At 46.2% G+C, this 17,590-nt stretch carries 14 protein-coding genes and 1 pseudogene; 7 read left to right on the plus strand and 8 right to left on the minus strand.

The window, feature by feature from the left end; genetic code table 11:
* Window positions 1-647, minus strand: a pseudogene (locus L5L94_RS21450) (IS110-like element ISShes7 family transposase); the annotation flags it as partial.
* Between the two features lie 376 nt (window positions 648-1,023).
* Entirely contained in the window at window positions 1,024-1,524 is a 501-nt protein-coding gene (locus L5L94_RS21455) for a GNAT family N-acetyltransferase (protein WP_158683085.1), read from the minus strand.
* A 445-nt stretch (window positions 1,525-1,969) separates the two neighbouring features.
* Here L5L94_RS21455 and L5L94_RS21460 point away from each other — a divergent pair, with 445 nt between their 5' ends.
* On the plus strand, window positions 1,970-3,979 hold the full coding sequence (locus tag L5L94_RS21460) for an ATP-dependent DNA helicase (protein ID WP_173496842.1): 2,010 nt from the start codon (window positions 1,970-1,972) through the stop codon (window positions 3,977-3,979).
* 237 nt (window positions 3,980-4,216) lie between these two features.
* On the opposite strand, the gene L5L94_RS21465 is transcribed toward L5L94_RS21460, so the two are convergent.
* Entirely contained in the window at window positions 4,217-4,507 is a 291-nt protein-coding gene (locus L5L94_RS21465) for a cytochrome c3 family protein (RefSeq protein WP_028759787.1), read from the minus strand.
* A 535-nt stretch (window positions 4,508-5,042) separates the two neighbouring features.
* Window positions 5,043-7,031 carry a TonB-dependent receptor domain-containing protein gene (locus tag L5L94_RS21470; protein WP_263164991.1) on the minus strand — a complete coding sequence of 663 codons (1,989 nt, stop codon included), beginning with the start codon at window positions 7,029-7,031 and terminating at the stop codon, window positions 5,043-5,045.
* A 432-nt stretch (window positions 7,032-7,463) separates the two neighbouring features.
* Here L5L94_RS21470 and L5L94_RS21475 point away from each other — a divergent pair, with 432 nt between their 5' ends.
* Complete coding sequence (locus tag L5L94_RS21475) at window positions 7,464-8,042, plus strand: nuclear transport factor 2 family protein (RefSeq protein ID WP_131524464.1); 579 nt, start codon at window positions 7,464-7,466, stop codon at window positions 8,040-8,042.
* Between the two features lie 51 nt (window positions 8,043-8,093).
* On the opposite strand, the gene L5L94_RS21480 is transcribed toward L5L94_RS21475, so the two are convergent.
* Entirely contained in the window at window positions 8,094-8,741 is a 648-nt protein-coding gene (locus L5L94_RS21480) for a DUF938 domain-containing protein (protein ID WP_173496844.1), read from the minus strand.
* 428 nt (window positions 8,742-9,169) lie between these two features.
* Between L5L94_RS21480 and L5L94_RS21485 the strand changes: the two genes are divergently transcribed.
* The gene (locus L5L94_RS21485) at window positions 9,170-10,459 is read left to right on the plus strand and encodes an NAD(P)/FAD-dependent oxidoreductase (protein ID WP_173496845.1); all 1,290 of its coding nucleotides are present in this window, start codon (window positions 9,170-9,172) and stop codon (window positions 10,457-10,459) included.
* Between the two features lie 45 nt (window positions 10,460-10,504).
* On the opposite strand, the gene L5L94_RS21490 is transcribed toward L5L94_RS21485, so the two are convergent.
* Window positions 10,505-11,383, minus strand: a complete 879-nt coding sequence (locus tag L5L94_RS21490; RefSeq protein WP_263164993.1) for a LysR family transcriptional regulator — start codon at window positions 11,381-11,383, stop codon at window positions 10,505-10,507.
* Between the two features lie 176 nt (window positions 11,384-11,559).
* Between L5L94_RS21490 and L5L94_RS21495 the strand changes: the two genes are divergently transcribed.
* Window positions 11,560-12,699 (plus strand): S-(hydroxymethyl)glutathione dehydrogenase/class III alcohol dehydrogenase, encoded by a 1,140-nt coding sequence (locus L5L94_RS21495; protein ID WP_006081880.1) that lies wholly within the window; start codon window positions 11,560-11,562, stop codon window positions 12,697-12,699.
* 163 nt (window positions 12,700-12,862) lie between these two features.
* Window positions 12,863-13,705, plus strand: coding sequence for an S-formylglutathione hydrolase (gene fghA, locus L5L94_RS21500; RefSeq protein WP_263164995.1), 843 nt, complete (start codon window positions 12,863-12,865; stop codon window positions 13,703-13,705).
* Window positions 13,706-13,823: 118 nt separating this feature from the next.
* Here the strand turns inward: fghA and L5L94_RS21505 are convergent, their stop codons facing one another.
* Complete coding sequence (locus L5L94_RS21505) at window positions 13,824-15,200, minus strand: L-serine ammonia-lyase (protein ID WP_028759794.1); 1,377 nt, start codon at window positions 15,198-15,200, stop codon at window positions 13,824-13,826.
* 385 nt (window positions 15,201-15,585) lie between these two features.
* On the opposite strand from L5L94_RS21505, the gene nagZ reads away from it, so the two are divergent.
* Window positions 15,586-16,614, plus strand: coding sequence for a beta-N-acetylhexosaminidase (gene nagZ, locus L5L94_RS21510; protein ID WP_028759795.1), 1,029 nt, complete (start codon window positions 15,586-15,588; stop codon window positions 16,612-16,614).
* 79 nt (window positions 16,615-16,693) lie between these two features.
* The gene (ycfP, locus tag L5L94_RS21515) at window positions 16,694-17,233 is read left to right on the plus strand and encodes an alpha/beta hydrolase YcfP (protein WP_028759796.1); all 540 of its coding nucleotides are present in this window, start codon (window positions 16,694-16,696) and stop codon (window positions 17,231-17,233) included.
* 163 nt (window positions 17,234-17,396) lie between these two features.
* Here ycfP and L5L94_RS21520 read toward each other — a convergent pair.
* Window positions 17,397-17,590 (minus strand): transposase (locus L5L94_RS21520; protein ID WP_263164998.1); only part of this gene is annotated, 194 nt, incomplete at its 5' end.

Genomic DNA, 17,590 nt, shown 5'->3' on the forward strand with positions numbered 1-17,590 from the left:
CATCCGGGTGCGTTCTTATCCGGGTGCGTTCTTGCCTGCAGTTTGATGTCTTTTTCCAGCGAACCTATTGCAACGTTGATCGCACGCAACTCTTCCATCAGCTCACGCATGTATTGGCGTGCAATCGTAGTGAGTTGATTACTGGCATCCTCAAGTAATTCCGGCAGCAAAAGATTCAATGGATTACGTCCTTTAGGGAGGGCTATTCCATATTCACTTAGTAAGCCTCTGATTTGATTGGTTAGTGCAGTGCGTATTCTGATCCGGCGCTCGCGAATTCTGTGGGTAATGATGATATCAACCTGCGCTAAGGTTCTCGGCTGGACGAAAATCAGGTTCGGTCTCTGCGCTGCCTCACAGATAGCGAAGGCATCATTGCGATCGTTCTTATTGCCTTTGACAAATGGCTTAACATGCTGAGGCGGGATCAGTTTGACGTCATGCCCGAGAGAAAGTAACTCTCTGCCCCAATAGTTAGAGCCACTGCAGGCTTCCATCGCAATAGTGGCATCAGGGTAAGTACGCAGAAAAGTCAGGAGCTGAGCACGTTTAATCGAACGGTTAAAAACACTCTTGCCTGCTTGATTAACTCCACATACTTGGAAGATATTTTTTGCGAGATCAATTCCTATTAGTGTAACTTTCATTTTGGACACCTTTTGTTGTTATTGAACGTGCAAATTCAATATGGCGTAAATGACGCCTACTTCACAAGAGGTGTCCATCTCATCATCCTTGGATGCTCGACCGCCCCGTCCATGGGGCGGACGGTCGTCTCGCTAATCACCATGGCCTACCTTTTTAGCATTAGCATAAACTGTAGGTTTTAAGGAGACACGCAGCACGCTTTTGGACAAAAGCGCGGAAGATCTATTACTCACAATCGTCTAGTTCACATTACGATAAGTATGGCGAAGGTCAAAAAACGTAGACATTGCTGAGGTCAATTCTAACTAGATGGCCAAATTAACCGTACCACTACAAACAATGGGTGGCTTAGAAAAACTTGAATAACATGGATTGTTAGATGTGTTCATTTATGATGAATGTATAAAACGGAGTAGTTTCATCCTCGATTAACTCACGTACTGAATTAAGCTGTAATCGTTTTGATACCGCTTTAAAAAAGCGCAAAGCCAGTTCATTTTCTTTGAACGTAGCGACCAGTATCGGTGTGCTAATCTGCTCAAATATTTGACGGACTACTTCGAGCGCAATCCAACCACCGCGATATTTAGGAAGAATAAAGAGGTCAGCCAGTTCCCAGATAAGCCTTTTTTCATCTTCAACCCATTCTAGTAGAACAAAGCCTATCAATACTTCATTTACCCAAATGAGGTAGGCTTTTGCCTCTTGTGAGTTAACATAGGATTCAAGATCTGAGGCTGTAGAGCCATCATATAACCCATCAATGCCTATATCTTCTTTACTCCAAGATGTTGAATCAAAATAATAAAGTTGGAGCAGACGTTGTAGCGTTGTGGTGTCACTTGTTTTTAAATTGATAAGACTAACGTTTGACATCATTCATCCTGATTACCTGCGTCTAAGTATTGATGCTTGGGCACTGAAACATCCTGTTATTGAGCGTATATAATGGTATAGAGTTTTGCTTTGCTGAGGTAGCTTATTTATTTCAAATGGTTAGTGGCAGGCTGAAATCGACAGCAGTTTGCGAACTGTTACAGCTAGCGCACATGCTTTGGCGGATGCTAGCAAATACCGACGTTTAAATTGGCGTTAATTACGCGGCTAACTTGTAGTCTTATCTCAAATCAGCATAATGCTTCGAGCTGTTAAGCTTAACGCTATTGTTTACAGCAGCGGCATGCGGCACTAACCAGTGCTTGTGGTTAATTAAAGTCATCACAATGCACTCGCTCAGCTGCCCTGCAGCAGCTTATAGCGTGGCCTTACTACATTGTTCTATAACGCTCTCTAATACCTTGATAAAGGATTGATTCTCCCTTTGACTCGCTCTCGCCAACCGACATCAAAGCATGTTTCCTCTAAAGAAACCGTCGCTAAGCCTTCTGCTTTAAAAGGCGCCGCTGCGGTGAGTCGACTCGCGTCCGAAGTGCAACGCGCATTTTTGCCCGATGGAGTATTGTCTAAACATATTCAAGGATTTAGTGCGCGAACAAGCCAGATGCAGATGGCACAGGAAGTGAGTAAGGCGATAGCGGCGAAGGGGAATGTAGTAATTGAGGCGGGTACGGGGGTAGGTAAAACCTTTGCGTATTTGATCCCCGCGATATTGAGCGGTAAGCAAGTCATCGTCAGTACGGGCAGTAAAAACTTGCAAGAGCAGTTGTTTTTTAAAGACTTACCCGCGCTGGTCGCCATGTTGGGGATTGAGCCTAAACTGGCTCTACTAAAGGGCCGCAATAATTATCTGTGCCAGTGGCGACTCGATAAGCAAATGAGCGAGGCGACACATATCGATGCGCGTTTGTTGGATGATTTGTTGAAAATCAATCAGTGGGCGAGCACCTGTAAAGATGGTGATATTGGCGGCTTAACCTCAGTGCCTGAGAATTCTTCGGCGCTGCCGCTTGTGGTCAGCACTAAGGAAAGCTGTATTGGTAAGCGCTGCGACTTTTACGATGTCTGCTTTACTCGCAAGGCGCGCAGCCGTGCCTTGGATGCCAAAATCATTGTGGTTAACCACCATTTATTTTTCGCCGATAGCGTACTGAAAGACACGGGCTTTGCCGAGTTATTACCCGATCCTGATGTGGTGATTTTCGATGAAGCGCATTTATTACCCGATATTTGCGTTAACTATTTTGGCCAGCAATGTTCGAGTCGTACTATCGATGATTTCATTCAAAAGCTACTCGCTATTTATCAGACTGAACTCAGTGATACTGGGCAACTCGCCCAATTTTGCCAGCGTTGCCTCGCTAAATTAAGTGATTGGCATAATCAGTTATATTCCTGCGGCGAATCCGATTGGCGTTTAGTGCTGGGCAATAAAGCGCTCGCGGCGGCGTCATGGGATTTATTAGCGGAATTAACCGCGCTGCAGAATTTATTAATGGCCCATATTGGGCGTAGTGAATTGTTAGATGATATCGCCATTAAGTTGGCTGAGCTGAATAATAAGCTCAGTGTGTTTTTTAACTGTGATAATAATTTGGCGGCCTACAGCATCGAATTTGGTAGTCGCTTTGTGGTGCTGCGAATTTCACCAATCAATATTGCCCGTGAGTGCCAACAATTATTTGTGCCCGAAACCAGCTGGATATTTACCTCGGCAACTTTGCAGGTTAACCGCAGTCTTGTTCATTTTGCCCGAGAAATGGGTATCGTTGATGCGCAGCAAAGCATTCTCGACAGTCCCTTCGATTATCCCCGCCAAGCGGTATTTTGTGTGCCGAGACAACTTGGGAGCGTGACCAATCAACAGCAAGCGTTAAAGCAGTTGGTGGATGTGTGCGTGCAAGCGATAGATGCGGCGCAGGGACGGACTTTTATTTTATTTACCAGCCATAAAATGCTCGAACAAGCGGCGCTGGCACTGCGAACTCGCACTCAGTATCCGCTGCTGGTACAAGGCCAAGCGGGTAAACAGAGTCTGCTGACTAAATTTCGCCAACTCGGCAATGCGGTATTGCTCGGTACCAGTAGTTTTTGGGAAGGGGTGGATGTGCGCGGCAAATTGTTAAGCTGCGTGATTATCGACAAATTACCTTTTGTGTCGCCCGATGAGCCGCTGTATCGCGCCCGAGCCGACAATGTGAGTCGTCAGGGACTAGATCCTTTTACTGAAGTGTCGTTACCGCAGGCGATTATTGCTCTGAAACAAGGTGTTGGCCGTCTTATTCGTGATGAAAAAGATCGTGGTGTGCTGATCCTTTGCGATAATCGCATTGTGAATCGCTACTATGGCCAAGCTTTTTTAAACTCGCTGCCACCGATGGCGCGCACCCGTGACCTAGAAAAGGCATTGGCGTTTTTGAGAACAATCCCCTGAGAGTCGTCTATGGCTTACCTAGCATACGTAAACTTGTCCTATTTGCCGGATATGGAATTCTGAGCTAAGTATTGAGCCGTTACACATATTGTAAGGATATAAAAACGGAGGTAAAAATTGCCACCTGTGAGCAATAGGTGGCAAACACCCTTGGAGGTTGGGTCAAGTGGCATCCTGCCTAATGGTTCCATTCAAAATAAATAATTCTTCGGCCTTTGGTTTTAGATTTTTTGTGAATTAATGGCATTCTTTGCAAGCATCTGCTGGTGCTTTTTCTTGATGAGCGATATGGCAATTGGTGCATGTTAAAACGCCATCATGTTTAGTATGAGCTTCGCCTGCGAGTGTTTTCATTTCTCCATGGCATGATACACATTGCTGATTTTCAAAAACATAATCCGCTGAAGGTTTTTTATCTTTATGGCAGGATTCACAGTCAGATCTTTCAGAATGGCTGTCGGCAAGTGATACCGCCATTAAATTAGTTGAAAAGCACAGTGCGCACATTAGCATCATCTTTTTAAGCATGTTATTTTCCTTTTTTATTGTTGGTTAAATCATCATTCTGAAGCGAGTAAATCACATATCTAGCTATGAAATATTTAACTTGAAGTTGGAACTGTATTTTTCTCGCTGTTTTATTAGTGATATAAACGGAAAGATAATATTGCTTTTGCTTGGTGCGTAAGTTTAATAATCGAGAATTTTACACCTCAAGCTTTAGCAGTCTTGCGTGTGTATAATAGTTTTTTAATATGACAAAACCTTGATCGTTATCAAAGGTTAACAGGTGAGTTATTTTTTAGCGTTAAAGTATGATCAAGATTATATTGCGGAATGTAAAAGACTAATGATTTAAATCTGGATTATGTAATTTATATTTTTGATGTTTATTTAAAAATTCTATATTTTAGAAAATATATTTATTTTACTTTTTCTAGTCGGATGTGTGATATTTATTTTGGTCTTAAAACAATAGGCGAAGCCAAAACGGGCTTCGCCTATGATGTTTAATGTTGAGTAGCAGAGCTATAATTACACATTAATTTCTGGCTTGTAGAGCTTAGAAACTTGCAGTTACCCCAGCATAAATACTGCGACTCTTTTGAATATAATCAAGGTCGGTGGCAACTTGATCACGTTCAGAATCCGTTAGGTTAGTCACGCCGAGTTTCAGTCTAAACATAGGATTAATTTGATAATTCGCACCTATATCGAGCGAGCCATAACCCTCTGATTTGACATTGGCTCGCAAATACTGCTCGCCAGTATAATGGTAGGCGATAAAGGTGGATAAACCATCGAATGCCTGCCATTGCAGTTTCAGGTTATAGCTGTCGTCCGGTGTTAAGGTAAAAGGCGCGCCATTTTGCTTATCTTCGGCCTCGGTTTTACTGTAATTACCGTTTAGGCTGAGATCTTGAGTTAAATTGTACCAAGCTTGTAATTCCCAGCCTGTGATCTTGGCTTCGTTCACGTTTTGGTAAGTTAATACAGCACCAGGGACTCTATTCCAAGTTTCGGTGATAATTTTATTTTTTACATCGTTATGGAAGTAGGTGATCGAGCCACCAAAATCCGTGGTTTGATATTGGGTCGATAATTCGTAGTTCACTGAGGTTTCGGGTTGAAGATCAGGATTTCCCGCAACGGTACAGGCGCCACGACAAGCGGGGATAATATAATCGGCTTGGGATTGTGCCATATTTGGCGCTTTAAAGGCTTTGCCGCCACCACCTTTAATGACCCATTCAGAGCTTAAGTTATACACCAAATACAAGCGTGGGCTAAATTCGGTGCCGTACACATCGTGGTGATCGACGCGCCCACCTAAGGTGATATTGAGTTCGCCTAAGCTAAATTCATCTTGTAGATACAATGCCGATTGGCTGTCGTCTAAGGTGCCATCACCTAAAATATTGCGGCTATTTTCGAGCTGGGTCCAACGGTATTCTGCACCGCTGGTTAACATGTGATCGCCAAGCAGGACAGTGGTTTGACCGTCGAGATTGTGGTTGGTTTGGGTGATATTACCTATCTCGGCGATTAACGCTGAGTCGTCAGTCACCTCAACATTTTCATAGTAATAGCGCAGGCGAGTATCACCCCAGTTCCAGTGGCCATTATGGGTCAGACCTGAACTTATCCGCTCCGCTTGTTGGTTATTGGTGAGAATCGTGCCGTAGTTATTCCAATCAGACTCGCGTTCATCGTTGGCGTAACTTAAGTCAAATTGCAGATCTTGCTGGTTATCAATCAGCCATTGTAAATTGGCGAGGGCGCTGATTTCATCTCTGTCTTCTAGCGCATCAATAGTGGGTTTTAAGTCCGAGCGCCATGCATCGCGTTTATTGCTGTCGACGATTAAGTTTGCCAGTAATTTATCTTTGATCAGCGCGCCACTGCTGTAGAAATTGTACTTAGTGCTATCGCCACCCTTGCCACTGGTAGGTGCATCGTATTGCACGCCAACGCTGGTTTGCCAGTTCTCAGTTGGTTGACGCAGTATGACGTTAACCACACCGCCTAAAGCTTCTGATCCGTAGAGGGATGACATAGGCCCACGCACAACTTCGATACGTTCAATGGCAGACATTGGAATAGAGGACAAGTCAAAATCGTTGCCATAACCAGAGGTTAATGCTTCGCGGGAGTTAATGCGGCGGCCATTAATCAAGATTAAAGTGTAATCTGAATCTAAACCTCGCAGGCTGATCTCATTGCGGCCATAGGGCGTGCCTTCGCTGATGTTCACACCCTGTAAATAACGGACTGCGCTAGCGAGATCGTCTATGACTAGCGCTTCAAGTTCACTGCGGTTAATAACGGACACCGAAGCGGGCGCCGAAAGCTCCGAGTGTTTAGTTTGTGTTGCTGTTATCACCATGCGTTCCATTTCTGGAGTGGTATCTTGCGTATTTGCAGCACTAGCCCATGCTGCAGGTAATAACAAACATAAACCAATAGCGCGTGATAGCTGGCTCAACATAGGTGTCTGTGTTGCATGAGGTAGATGCGAGGTTTGGCGAGTGCGACGGATAAAGCGGGGCATATCATTCTTCCTTCGGTAATTTTGGCGAATGATAATTATTCTTAATTATAGCTTCAAGCTTGGATGTCTCTCTTTTGTGTAAAGGCAGAGTAAATTTTTAGTGTTTAATAACAGCGTGATAGCCCGTATATTCGACGTGTTGCTCGCTGGCATGGTCATCCTGATTGAGCGCATTGAGTACAAGGCACTGAATATGACGATCTGAGTCTGACTGTCGTCGGATAAATCACTAAAAAATAGTGAGAATAATCAGAAACTATCACAGCACAAAACTGCATAACGTAATATGAAGTTATATCAATATGATTAATATGGACATTTTAACTGGCATAAGCTTTGCTGGCGATGTGACTTTATGTTTCGTGGTGCATTCATGTTTGTGATGTGAATAGTCGCCATACAAATTGTATTGCCAATATTTACGGAGAGAATATGAATCCAGCATTTTATAGCCTAGCCACAGTCACTGTTTTAACCTTGTCACTCGCCACTACCGAACCTGCTGTTGCCACAGATGCGCCCGCATTAGCTAATGCCGCATCAGTTAAAACGGCTGGGGCTCCACAAACTGACATTGCGCAGCCCGCTACTGCACTTACAGACACTTTATCTACCCAAATTGCAGCGGTGGATTTTGCCTTGTTCGACAGTTTCAATAAGTGCACCGCCCCTGCTGAACTCAAGAAACACGCGGCGTTTTTCACTGAAGATGTAGAGTTTTACCACGATACGGGTGGCGTTACTTGGAACCGCAAGGACATGATCGCCAACACCGAAAAATATGCCTGTGGCCATTACCGCCGCGAGTTAGTTGCGGGCACGATGAAAGTGTTTCCGGTGAAAGAGTTTGGCGCGATAGAGCAAGGCGTTCATCGTTTTTGCAGCTTTGAAACTGGTAGCTGTGATGGCCTAGCCGACTTTGTCATTGTGTGGCGCAAACAGAACGAACAGTGGAAAGCCACTCGAGTGCTGAGCTATGGGCACAGAACCGCCGAGGCCAAAACGGACTAAACCACTCAACCAAAGCTAGCTTTTAACAAAAAACGAGCCTTTAACAAAAAGCTAGCCTCTAACAAAATGCAGTAGTCGATTATTGGCGGGCATAGCCACATCTTGCTTCAGCGTTAAGCCTTGCTCGCTGGCTAAACTGCAAATCCATTCAATATCGCGAATGCCGCTGGCGTGATCCCGCTGTTTTAAAAAGGCATCAAACTGGCGATTGCTGTCACTGCTAAATTCGCCTTGGTAGTTAAAGGGGCCGTAAATGCACAGGGTCTTGAGTTGGGGGAGATACAGACCAAGGCCAGTAAAAAACGCTTCAACCATATTTTTGCTCATAATATGCAAAGTGTTCGCAGTAAATACGCCATCAATATGAGGTGTTAATCCCTTCACCGGCCATGGCGCGGTAACATCAAGGGTAAGTGGTAAGCGTAGGTTTGCCGCTGCATTGGGTAGCTTGCCTTCATGCATACACCTTGCGGTAATGACCTCAATATATTCAGCCTGATCGCTGGTTTGCCAGATTAAATGGGGAAGATTTGCTGCAAAATACACAGCATGTTGCGCTGTGCCACTGCCGATTTCGAGCACATGTTGGTTGAGTGAGAATGCTTGTGTTAATACCGCTAAAATCGGCGCTTTGTTGTTTTCGCACGCTTGGGAAAACGGCAATTGGACAAGTGGCTGGGCAATTGGCATTAGTGGCATAATGGACTCTAGGTTGCTGAGATTAAAAGAGGATGACGCTGCACAAGCCTATCTTAAACCAGCAAAAAGTATAAGACTTAAAAGATAAAATGAGCCGCGCCTTAACATTCGGAGTCTCTATCTTAGATAACTTAATCTTAGGTACCGCCATTTCAGAAGTTTCCATCTCAAGCTCCTCCATTTCAGGTTCTTCAAGAAGGAGCCTGCAGTCAGCTCAACTTCCTTTGTCCTGTCCTGCAAATAGTTATCGCAATTCACTGTTGATCTCGATCTCAACTCAGATATACTCACAAATTCTGAACGCTTGTAAAAAATATAAAACAACATCGGTATAATGCCGCGTTAAAACGAGTGTCCAGAACTAAGACTTAACGCTCACTTTCAGCCATCAACTTTCAACAGTTAACTTTCAACATCAAGGAATGACCATGCCAGCAGAGCGTTGCGCCTCCTACTACAATGCCACCATTGACCAAGAGTCAGATTATCCTGCGCTTGAAGGCGACATTCGAGTCGATGTGGCGATTGTGGGTGGCGGTTTTACCGGCGTGGCAACGGCGTTGGAATTATCTGAGAAAGGCTATAAAGTGGCACTTATTGAGGCCAATAAAATTGCGTGGGGCGCGACCGGACGCAATGGTGGGCAGGTGACGGGCAGTTTGTCCGGCGATGTTGCGATGACAAAACAGCTGCGCCGTCAAATCGGCAATGAAGCTGAAGATTATGTGTGGAATATGCGTTGGCGCGGCCACGATATTATTAAAAATCGGGTGGCCAAGTACGGCATAAACTGTGATTTAAAGTTTGGTCATATCCAAACCGCTTACCAGCCAAAGCACATGCACGAGCTTAGGGCTATGCATGATGAGGCGCAGCGCCGCGGCATGGGTGAATTTATGACGCTGGTATCCGCCGATGAAATGCCTGCCTATTTAGGCTCGCCCTTGTATCACGGCGGCTTAGTCAATCGGCGCAACATGCATTTGCACTCAGTCAATTTATGCCTGGGTGAAGCCCGCGCGGCAGCAGGTCTTGGGGCGTTAATCTTTGAACACTCACCCGTACTTGATATTGAAGAAGGCGATGTGGCGACTGTTGTCACAGCCAAGGGAAAAGTGCGCGCCAACAGTGTGCTGATCGCCGGTAATGCTTACCATAAACTCGCCCGTCCAAAACTGCGTGGTATGTTATTTCCGGCGTCCTTAGGCAATTGCGCCACTGCGATTCTGCCCGATGATGTCGCTTTGCAAATCAATCCGCAGGATTTAGCCGTGTATGATTGCCGCTTTGTACTGGATTACTATCGCCTGACCGCGGATAAACGGCTGATGTTCGGCGGCGGCACTAACTACAGCGGCCGCGATCCTAAAAATGTGGCTGCGGAATTACGGCCCGCGATTGAGCGTACGTTTCCACAATTAAAGGGCGTTAATATCGAATTTGCGTGGGCGGGAATGGCAGGAATTGTGATTAACCGTATCCCGCAGCTCGGCAAAGTGTCGCCTAATGTGTTCTATTGCCAAGGATATTCTGGGCACGGAGTAGCGACATCGCACATTATGGCCGAGATCATGGCCAATGCGATGGACGGGCAATTGCGTGAATTTGATTTGTTTGCCGCCATGCGCCATATCCGCATTCCTTTAAATGAATGGTTCGGCAATCAAGCGCTGGCATTAGGCATGTTGTATTACACTTTGCGGGAAAACTGGCGCTAGTTTGCGCCGTTTTGTCTGCTACCAATCAATCTGCTCAAACAGTATTTAATCCTGCTCGGCGAGTTTTTCGGCAAGGTAATCGACCAATACACGGATCTTGGCCGACAGGTGGCGATTTTGCGGATAGAGTGCCCAAATGCCTTCTTTGGCTTCGCGGTGACTGTCAAGGAAGGAGAGTAACCGTCCGGCTTGAATATCTTCTTCAATATAATAATCAGGCAGTTGAACTATCCCTATGCCCTTTAGTGCCGCATCCCTTAATGCGTAGCCGCTGTTACAATTGAGATTACCGCGGACTTTAATATTGCGCTCGCGGCCATTTTCCACAAAGCGCCAGTAATTATGATTACCGATCAAACAATTGTGCTGGTTAAGCTCAGATAAGGTATGGGGCTGACCGTATTTTTCCACATAGCTTGGTGAGGCGGCGACATAGTGGGTACGGCTGCTGAGCGGTTTGGCCATCAGGCTTGAATCGGCGAGTTTTCCGAGGCGAATGGCCAGATCATAACCGCCTTCAATCAAGTCCAAGGTGCGATTGGTCAAGTCGACGCTAAATTCAACACTGGGATATTGCACCATAAAATCATTGAGTAACGGCATGATAAATTTCTCGCCATAGGCGACGGGCGCTGTGAGCTTGACTAAGCCTTGGGGTGAGTCCTTTAGGTTTGAGATGGCGCGCTCGGCTTCTTCTAACCCAGTTTGTAATTGGCGGCAATGACGATAGTAAATCGTGCCTTCTTCGGTTAACGATACTTTGCGGGTGGTGCGGTAAAACAGTTTTGTGCCGAGGCGATTCTCTAGGGCGCTCACTTGGCGGCTAACGTGGGCGGTGGAGATATTCAGCCGCTGCGCCGCTAGGGTGAAACTTTCGGCCTCGGCCACCGCGACAAACTCAGAAATGCCATCCCAGAGATACATTGTTGTTGCTCAGTAAAAATGAATTGCTTGAATACTAGATTGTCTCTTTCTGAGAAACAAATACAATCTTACTATGCAGTAGAGTCAGTGCAATGGGCGCAAGAGTATGCTTGGCCTGAGTAGAATCGAGTACATACCAATGACTTATTCATATTACCTACGAAAGGACGCTAACAATGTCGAACGAAAAACCGCAGTTTATTAAATCAAAGGCCGCCGTTGCGTGGGGCCCAGGACAACCGCTTAAGATTGAAGAAGTGGATGTGATGTTACCTAAAGCGGGTGAAGTCCTAGTGCGCATTGTGGCCACGGGCGTGTGTCACACGGATGCGTTTACCCTGAGTGGTGACGATCCAGAAGGGGTATTCCCCGCGATTTTAGGCCATGAAGGCGGCGGTATCGTTGAGCAAGTGGGCGAGGGCGTGACCAGCGTACAAGTGGGCGATCATGTGATCCCACTCTATACCCCAGAGTGCGGCGAATGTAAGTTCTGCCTATCGGGCAAGACTAACCTGTGCCAAAAAATTCGTGCGACCCAAGGTAAAGGCTTAATGCCCGATGGCACCACGCGTTTTTATCTCGATGGCAAGCCTATTTTCCATTACATGGGCTGCTCGACCTTCTCTGAATATACCGTGTTACCTGAAATCTCATTGGCTAAAGTCAATAAGAGCGCGCCATTAGAAGAAATTTGCCTGCTGGGTTGCGGCGTAACCACAGGTATGGGCGCTGTGATGAACACGGCCAAAGTGGAAGAAGGTGCGACCGTGGCGATTTTCGGCCTCGGCGGTATCGGTTTATCGGCGATCATTGGGGCGACTATGGCCAAAGCCAGCCGCATTATCGCGATTGATATCAACGAGTCTAAATTCGAGTTAGCCAAAAAACTCGGCGCGACTGATTGCATCAACCCTAAATTACTCGATAAGCCCATCCAAGAGGTGATCGTTGAGATGACCGATGGCGGCGTGGATTACTCATTCGAGTGTATCGGCAACGTCAACGTGATGCGCAGCGCCTTAGAGTGTTGCCATAAGGGCTGGGGTGAATCAGTCATCATAGGTGTTGCCGGTGCTGGTCAAGAGATTTCAACCCGTCCATTCCAGCTTGTGACGGGCCGCGTTTGGCGCGGTTCTGCCTTTGGCGGTGTGAAAGGGCGTTCTGAACTGCCACACATTGTTGAGCGTTACATGGCGGGCGAATTTAAGCTCGATGATTTTATCACCCATACTATGGGACTTGAGCAAATCAATGAAGCATTCGAGCTGATGCACGAAGGTAAGAGCATCCGTAGCGTGATCCATTTTGATAAATAAGTGGTTTTGCATTTTAAACTGATACTTCAGCTTGATGTGACTAACGGGCAGACAGGTGCAAATCTGTCTGCTGTGTTGCCAATTGATCAGATGATTAACGCTAAGACAAATGCTATGACTAACGCTAAGACAAGCGCTAACAGATTGAGCTAAAAGGACTTGTATGACCATAGAAAATATCAGTTGTAACAAGAGTTTCGGCGGTTGGCATAAGCAGTATCGCCATCAATCTCAGTCGTTAAACTGCGAGATGCGCTTTGCCATTTATCTGCCGCCTGAGGCGGTGAATAAACCTGTGCCTGTGCTGTATTGGCTTTCAGGTCTAACCTGTACCGATGAAAACTTTATGCAGAAGGCGGGTGCACAGCGCATGGCAGCGGTACTTGGAATGGCGATTGTCGCCCCTGATACCAGTCCTCGCGGTGACGATGTGCCCGATGCGGCTGATAAAGCTTACGATTTAGGCTTAGGCGCGGGTTTTTACCTCAATGCGACAAAAGCACCTTGGAATCGTCATTACAAAATGTACGATTACATAGTCCATGAGCTGCCTAACTTGATTGAAGCGCATTTTCCGGTGACTAGCCAGCGCGCTATCTCCGGCCATTCCATGGGCGGTCATGGTGCTTTGGTGATTGGTCTGAGTAATCCACACAGATACAGCTCAATTTCGGCCTTTAGTCCGATTTCGAATCCAAGTAATGCGCCTTGGGGCATTAAAGCCTTCAGTGAGTACTTAGGTGAGAATCGTGAGCACTGGCGCCAGTACGATGCCTGTGAGTTGCTTAAGCTCGCGATTAGCGAAGTGCCAGTACTGATTGACCAAGGTGAAGCCGATAGCTTTTTAGATACCCAATTGATGCCACAATCGCTGGTGGATATCGCCCATACCAAGGGTTATCCCTTGGATGTGCGGATGCAAGCGGGGTACGATCACAGCTACTACTTCATCGCGAGCTTTATTGAAGAGCACCTTAAGTTCCATAGCTTATACTTTAAGCCTTAAATAGCCGATTCAGCAGTCACGCCGATGCGCTAAAACAAACATGCCGCAACTCACTGAGTTGCGGCATGTTTTATGGTGCGATTTAAGCGATTAGTGGGAGTGAACTAACACTCAGCACTTAGCACTCAACAATGTTGACTGCTAGGCCGCCTTTGGCGGTTTCTTTGTATTTACTGCGCATATCTCTGCCGGTGTCCATCATGGTTTTGATCACTTTATCCAGTGAAACCTTATGGTTACCGTCACCGCGTAGGGCCATACGAGAAGCGTTAATGGCTTTGATTGCGCCCATGGCATTACGTTCGATACAAGGCACTTGCACTAGGCCGCCCACAGGATCGCAGGTTAAACCTAAGTTATGTTCCATGCCGATTTCAGCCGCGTTTTCAACGTGCTCAACCGTACCGCCCATGATCTCAGTCAGTGCGCCAGCGGCCATAGAACAGGCCACGCCCACTTCACCTTGGCAACCGACTTCGGCGCCCGAAATTGAGGCATTTTTCTTGTACAAAATACCAATTGCAGCGGCAGTTAATAAATAACGTGCGCAGACATCGATATCCACTTCTTGTACGAAGGTATCGTAATAGCATAATACGGCAGGAATAATTCCCGCAGCACCGTTTGTTGGCGCAGTCACGACGCGATCACCGGCCGCATTTTGCTCGTTGACCGACAGGGCGAATAAATCGACCCAATCCATAGCGGTTAATGGATCGACATTGTTACGGCCTTCAGCTTTCAAACGACGGTACAGTGCAGGAGCACGACGACGCAGTTTTAGGCCGCCAGGTAAAATACCTTCCTTCTGATAACCGCGTTCGATACAGGTTTTCATCGTCTGCCAAATATTCCACAGCTTGGCTTTGACTTCATCTTCAGTGGCTAAACTCAGTTCGTTCGCCATCATTAAAGAAGAAATGCTGAGACCTTGCTCACCGCATAATTCCAGTAAATGAGCCGCACTCACAAAATCAAAAGGAGCCGATTCAATTTGTGAGGCTGGCGATGCATTACGTTGGCTGATTTCATCTTCATCTAAAATAAAGCCGCCACCCACTGAGTAGTAAGTGCGATCAAAAATGCATTCCCCTTTACAGTAGGCGTACAAGGTCATTGCATTAGCATGCGCAGGTAGCGTTTTGCGTCTGTGATAGGTAATGCCTTGCTCACGGGTAAACTTAACCACTTTGCCACAGTGCAGAGTTAAGGTTTCGTCCTTGGAGACGTGTTCTAAAATGCCGTCGATACTGTCAGTGTCCACGGTTTCGGGATCTTCGCCCATTAAGCCTAAAATCACTGCTTTGCCCGTGCCGTGGCCTTTGCCTGTTTGGCCGAGGGAGCCAAAGAGTTCGGCTCTTAATTCATCAATCTGGGTCACGAGTCCTGAGTCAGTCAGGTTTTGCATAAAGATTTTGCCCGCTTTCATTGGGCCGACGGTATGTGAACTCGATGGACCTATGCCGATCTTGAACATGTCAAATACGCTAATCATGATAGAAGTCCTGTTGTGTCTTGTTTATTATTTTAGTCTGAGTGCATGGGATTGCTCGCTCTGCAGATTGAAGCACGCTAATCTTGCGCGTGTACTCTGGTCAGTGGCGGCGTTCTTTCATGCGAAATCTGCTTGTGTGATACTCTAACGCCAGTATCCCATAGATTAGTGTGACAATTCACATTAGTTTTTTTTATTCGTAATAGTTCGGATAAGCTGAACTTAATTGGGACTTTTTTACAGGCCATTTTATGGTCAAGAATACAGGCTTCGATAGCGCTACAAGGGTAGGTGGCTCGCTTTTTTTAGCTTTTTTGTGAGCGTGGACTACTTATGACTTGAGTGGTTATTTTTTGAGTATTAATGAATATTTTTAGGGAGAAGTATGAGCTATTTAATGTTGGATTTACTGTCGTTGGACGTCAGTGAGGCTGAATCTGAGATGTTACGCCATCCACAGGTGGGTGGTTTAATCCTATTTTCCCGCAATTTTTCGAGCCGTGATCAGTTGATCCGTCTGGTACAACAGATACGCCAAATCCGCCCAGAAATATTAATCGCCGTCGATCACGAGGGTGGCCGAGTACAACGTTTCCGTGATGGCTTTACCATTATTCCCGCCATGGGTGACATTTTACCCGCAGCAAAGGGCGATATGGTATTGGCCAAGCGTTGGGCCTGTGAGCTCGGTTTCTTGATGGCGATTGAATTACTGGCTTGCGATATCGACTTAAGTTTCGCGCCCGTGTTGGACTTAAACGGCGTGAGCCAAGTCATAGGTAAACGCAGCTTTAGCCCAGAGCCCGCCGAGGTTATTACATTGGCCGAAAGCTTTATTGCTGGCATGGCCGCAGCTGGCATGGGCGCCGTGGGTAAACATTTCCCCGGACACGGCAGTGTAGTGGCGGATTCGCACTACGAGAAACCCATTGATGAACGTGATGCCGAGGCCATTTTTGCAAAGGATATCCTGCCGTTTAAAGAATTGATCGCAAAAGAAAAGTTATTAGGCGTGATGCCCGCGCACGTGGTTTACCCTAAAGTCGACCCCAACTCTGCGGGCTTCTCCGAATACTGGCTAAAACAAGTGCTGCGTAAAGAACTTGGCTTTAACGGGGTGATTTTCTCTGACGATCTCGGCATGCAAGGCGCAGGATTTGCGGGCGATTACCGTGCAAGGGCCAGCGCCGCTTTAGCCGCAGGTTGCGACATGATTTTAGTGTGTAATGATAATGCGGGCGTAATGTCGCTACTCGATGGCTTTACTTGGCCTGCGAGCGCGCCACAGTATCCTGCGAGTTTACTTAAACCCAATGCTGCGCAAACGGCAGCTGCGCTCGATAATACGGCCCGTTGGGAAAATGCCAAGCAGCTTGCCGAGCAAATTTGTTTGGCTCAACAGGCGAAAGTTTGATGTAGCGCAAGGTGTGAGATCACTCTTTTGCTAGGGTTAGTTAATTCACTGTAATCAAAAATGATTAAAAGGCCTTGATATGATTTTCTATCTTCATGGATTTGATGCTACTAGCCCAGGTAATCACGAAAAAATGCGTCAGTTGCAATTTATTGACCCTGATGTGCGTTTGATCAGTTACAGCACCTTGCACCCTAAGCACGACATGCAACACTTGCTTAAGGAAGTCGCCAAGCAAATGCAGCATAGCGACGATCCCGCGCCGTTAATGGTTGGCGTAGGACTCGGAGCTTATTGGGCCGAGCGGATTGGATTTTTAAATGGTCTTAAATCTGTGCTGATTAACCCTAATTTGCACCCAGAAAATAATATGCAGGGCAAGATTGACCGCCCAGAAGAATATGCCGATATTGCTAATAAGTGCGTGTCGCAATTTCGTGAAAAGAATACCCACAAGGCCATGTGTATATTTTCGGTGAATGATGAGATGTTCGATAATCAGCAACTCGCCAGTGAATTAAGCGCCTATTATTCGATTGATTGGGATGACGTTCAGCCACACAAATTCCCCCAACTCGCTGCCCATCTGCCCAAAATAAAAGCCTTTAAGTTGGCTTGATTGATATCGATTGAATAAAAGTATCACTCCTCTTTTTATATTTAAGAGGGGAGTGGATTTATCTCATCGGCTATTTCGCCTTATGGTTTTGGCTTTCGTACTTCATGTGGAGCACATTGTGAGTGTGACTAGGGTCTGTTGATCTTTGCTGTACAAATGTTGTTCAGCAATACATCGGCAGCCACATTAACATAAACGCCAGTGACACCATACTGGCGTAATTTCTTGCTAGCTTGTCATATCTTGTTGATATTGCTCGATAGTGCTTAATTCTTCCAAAAGCATTCTCCACTAAATGTCGATACCGATATAAGCACCAATCGACTCTTTCTTGAGGTGTATTCTTATAGCGGCGCC

The organism is Shewanella sp. SM21, from assembly GCF_025654335.1.
Taxonomy (GTDB): domain Bacteria; phylum Pseudomonadota; class Gammaproteobacteria; order Enterobacterales; family Shewanellaceae; genus Shewanella; species Shewanella oncorhynchi.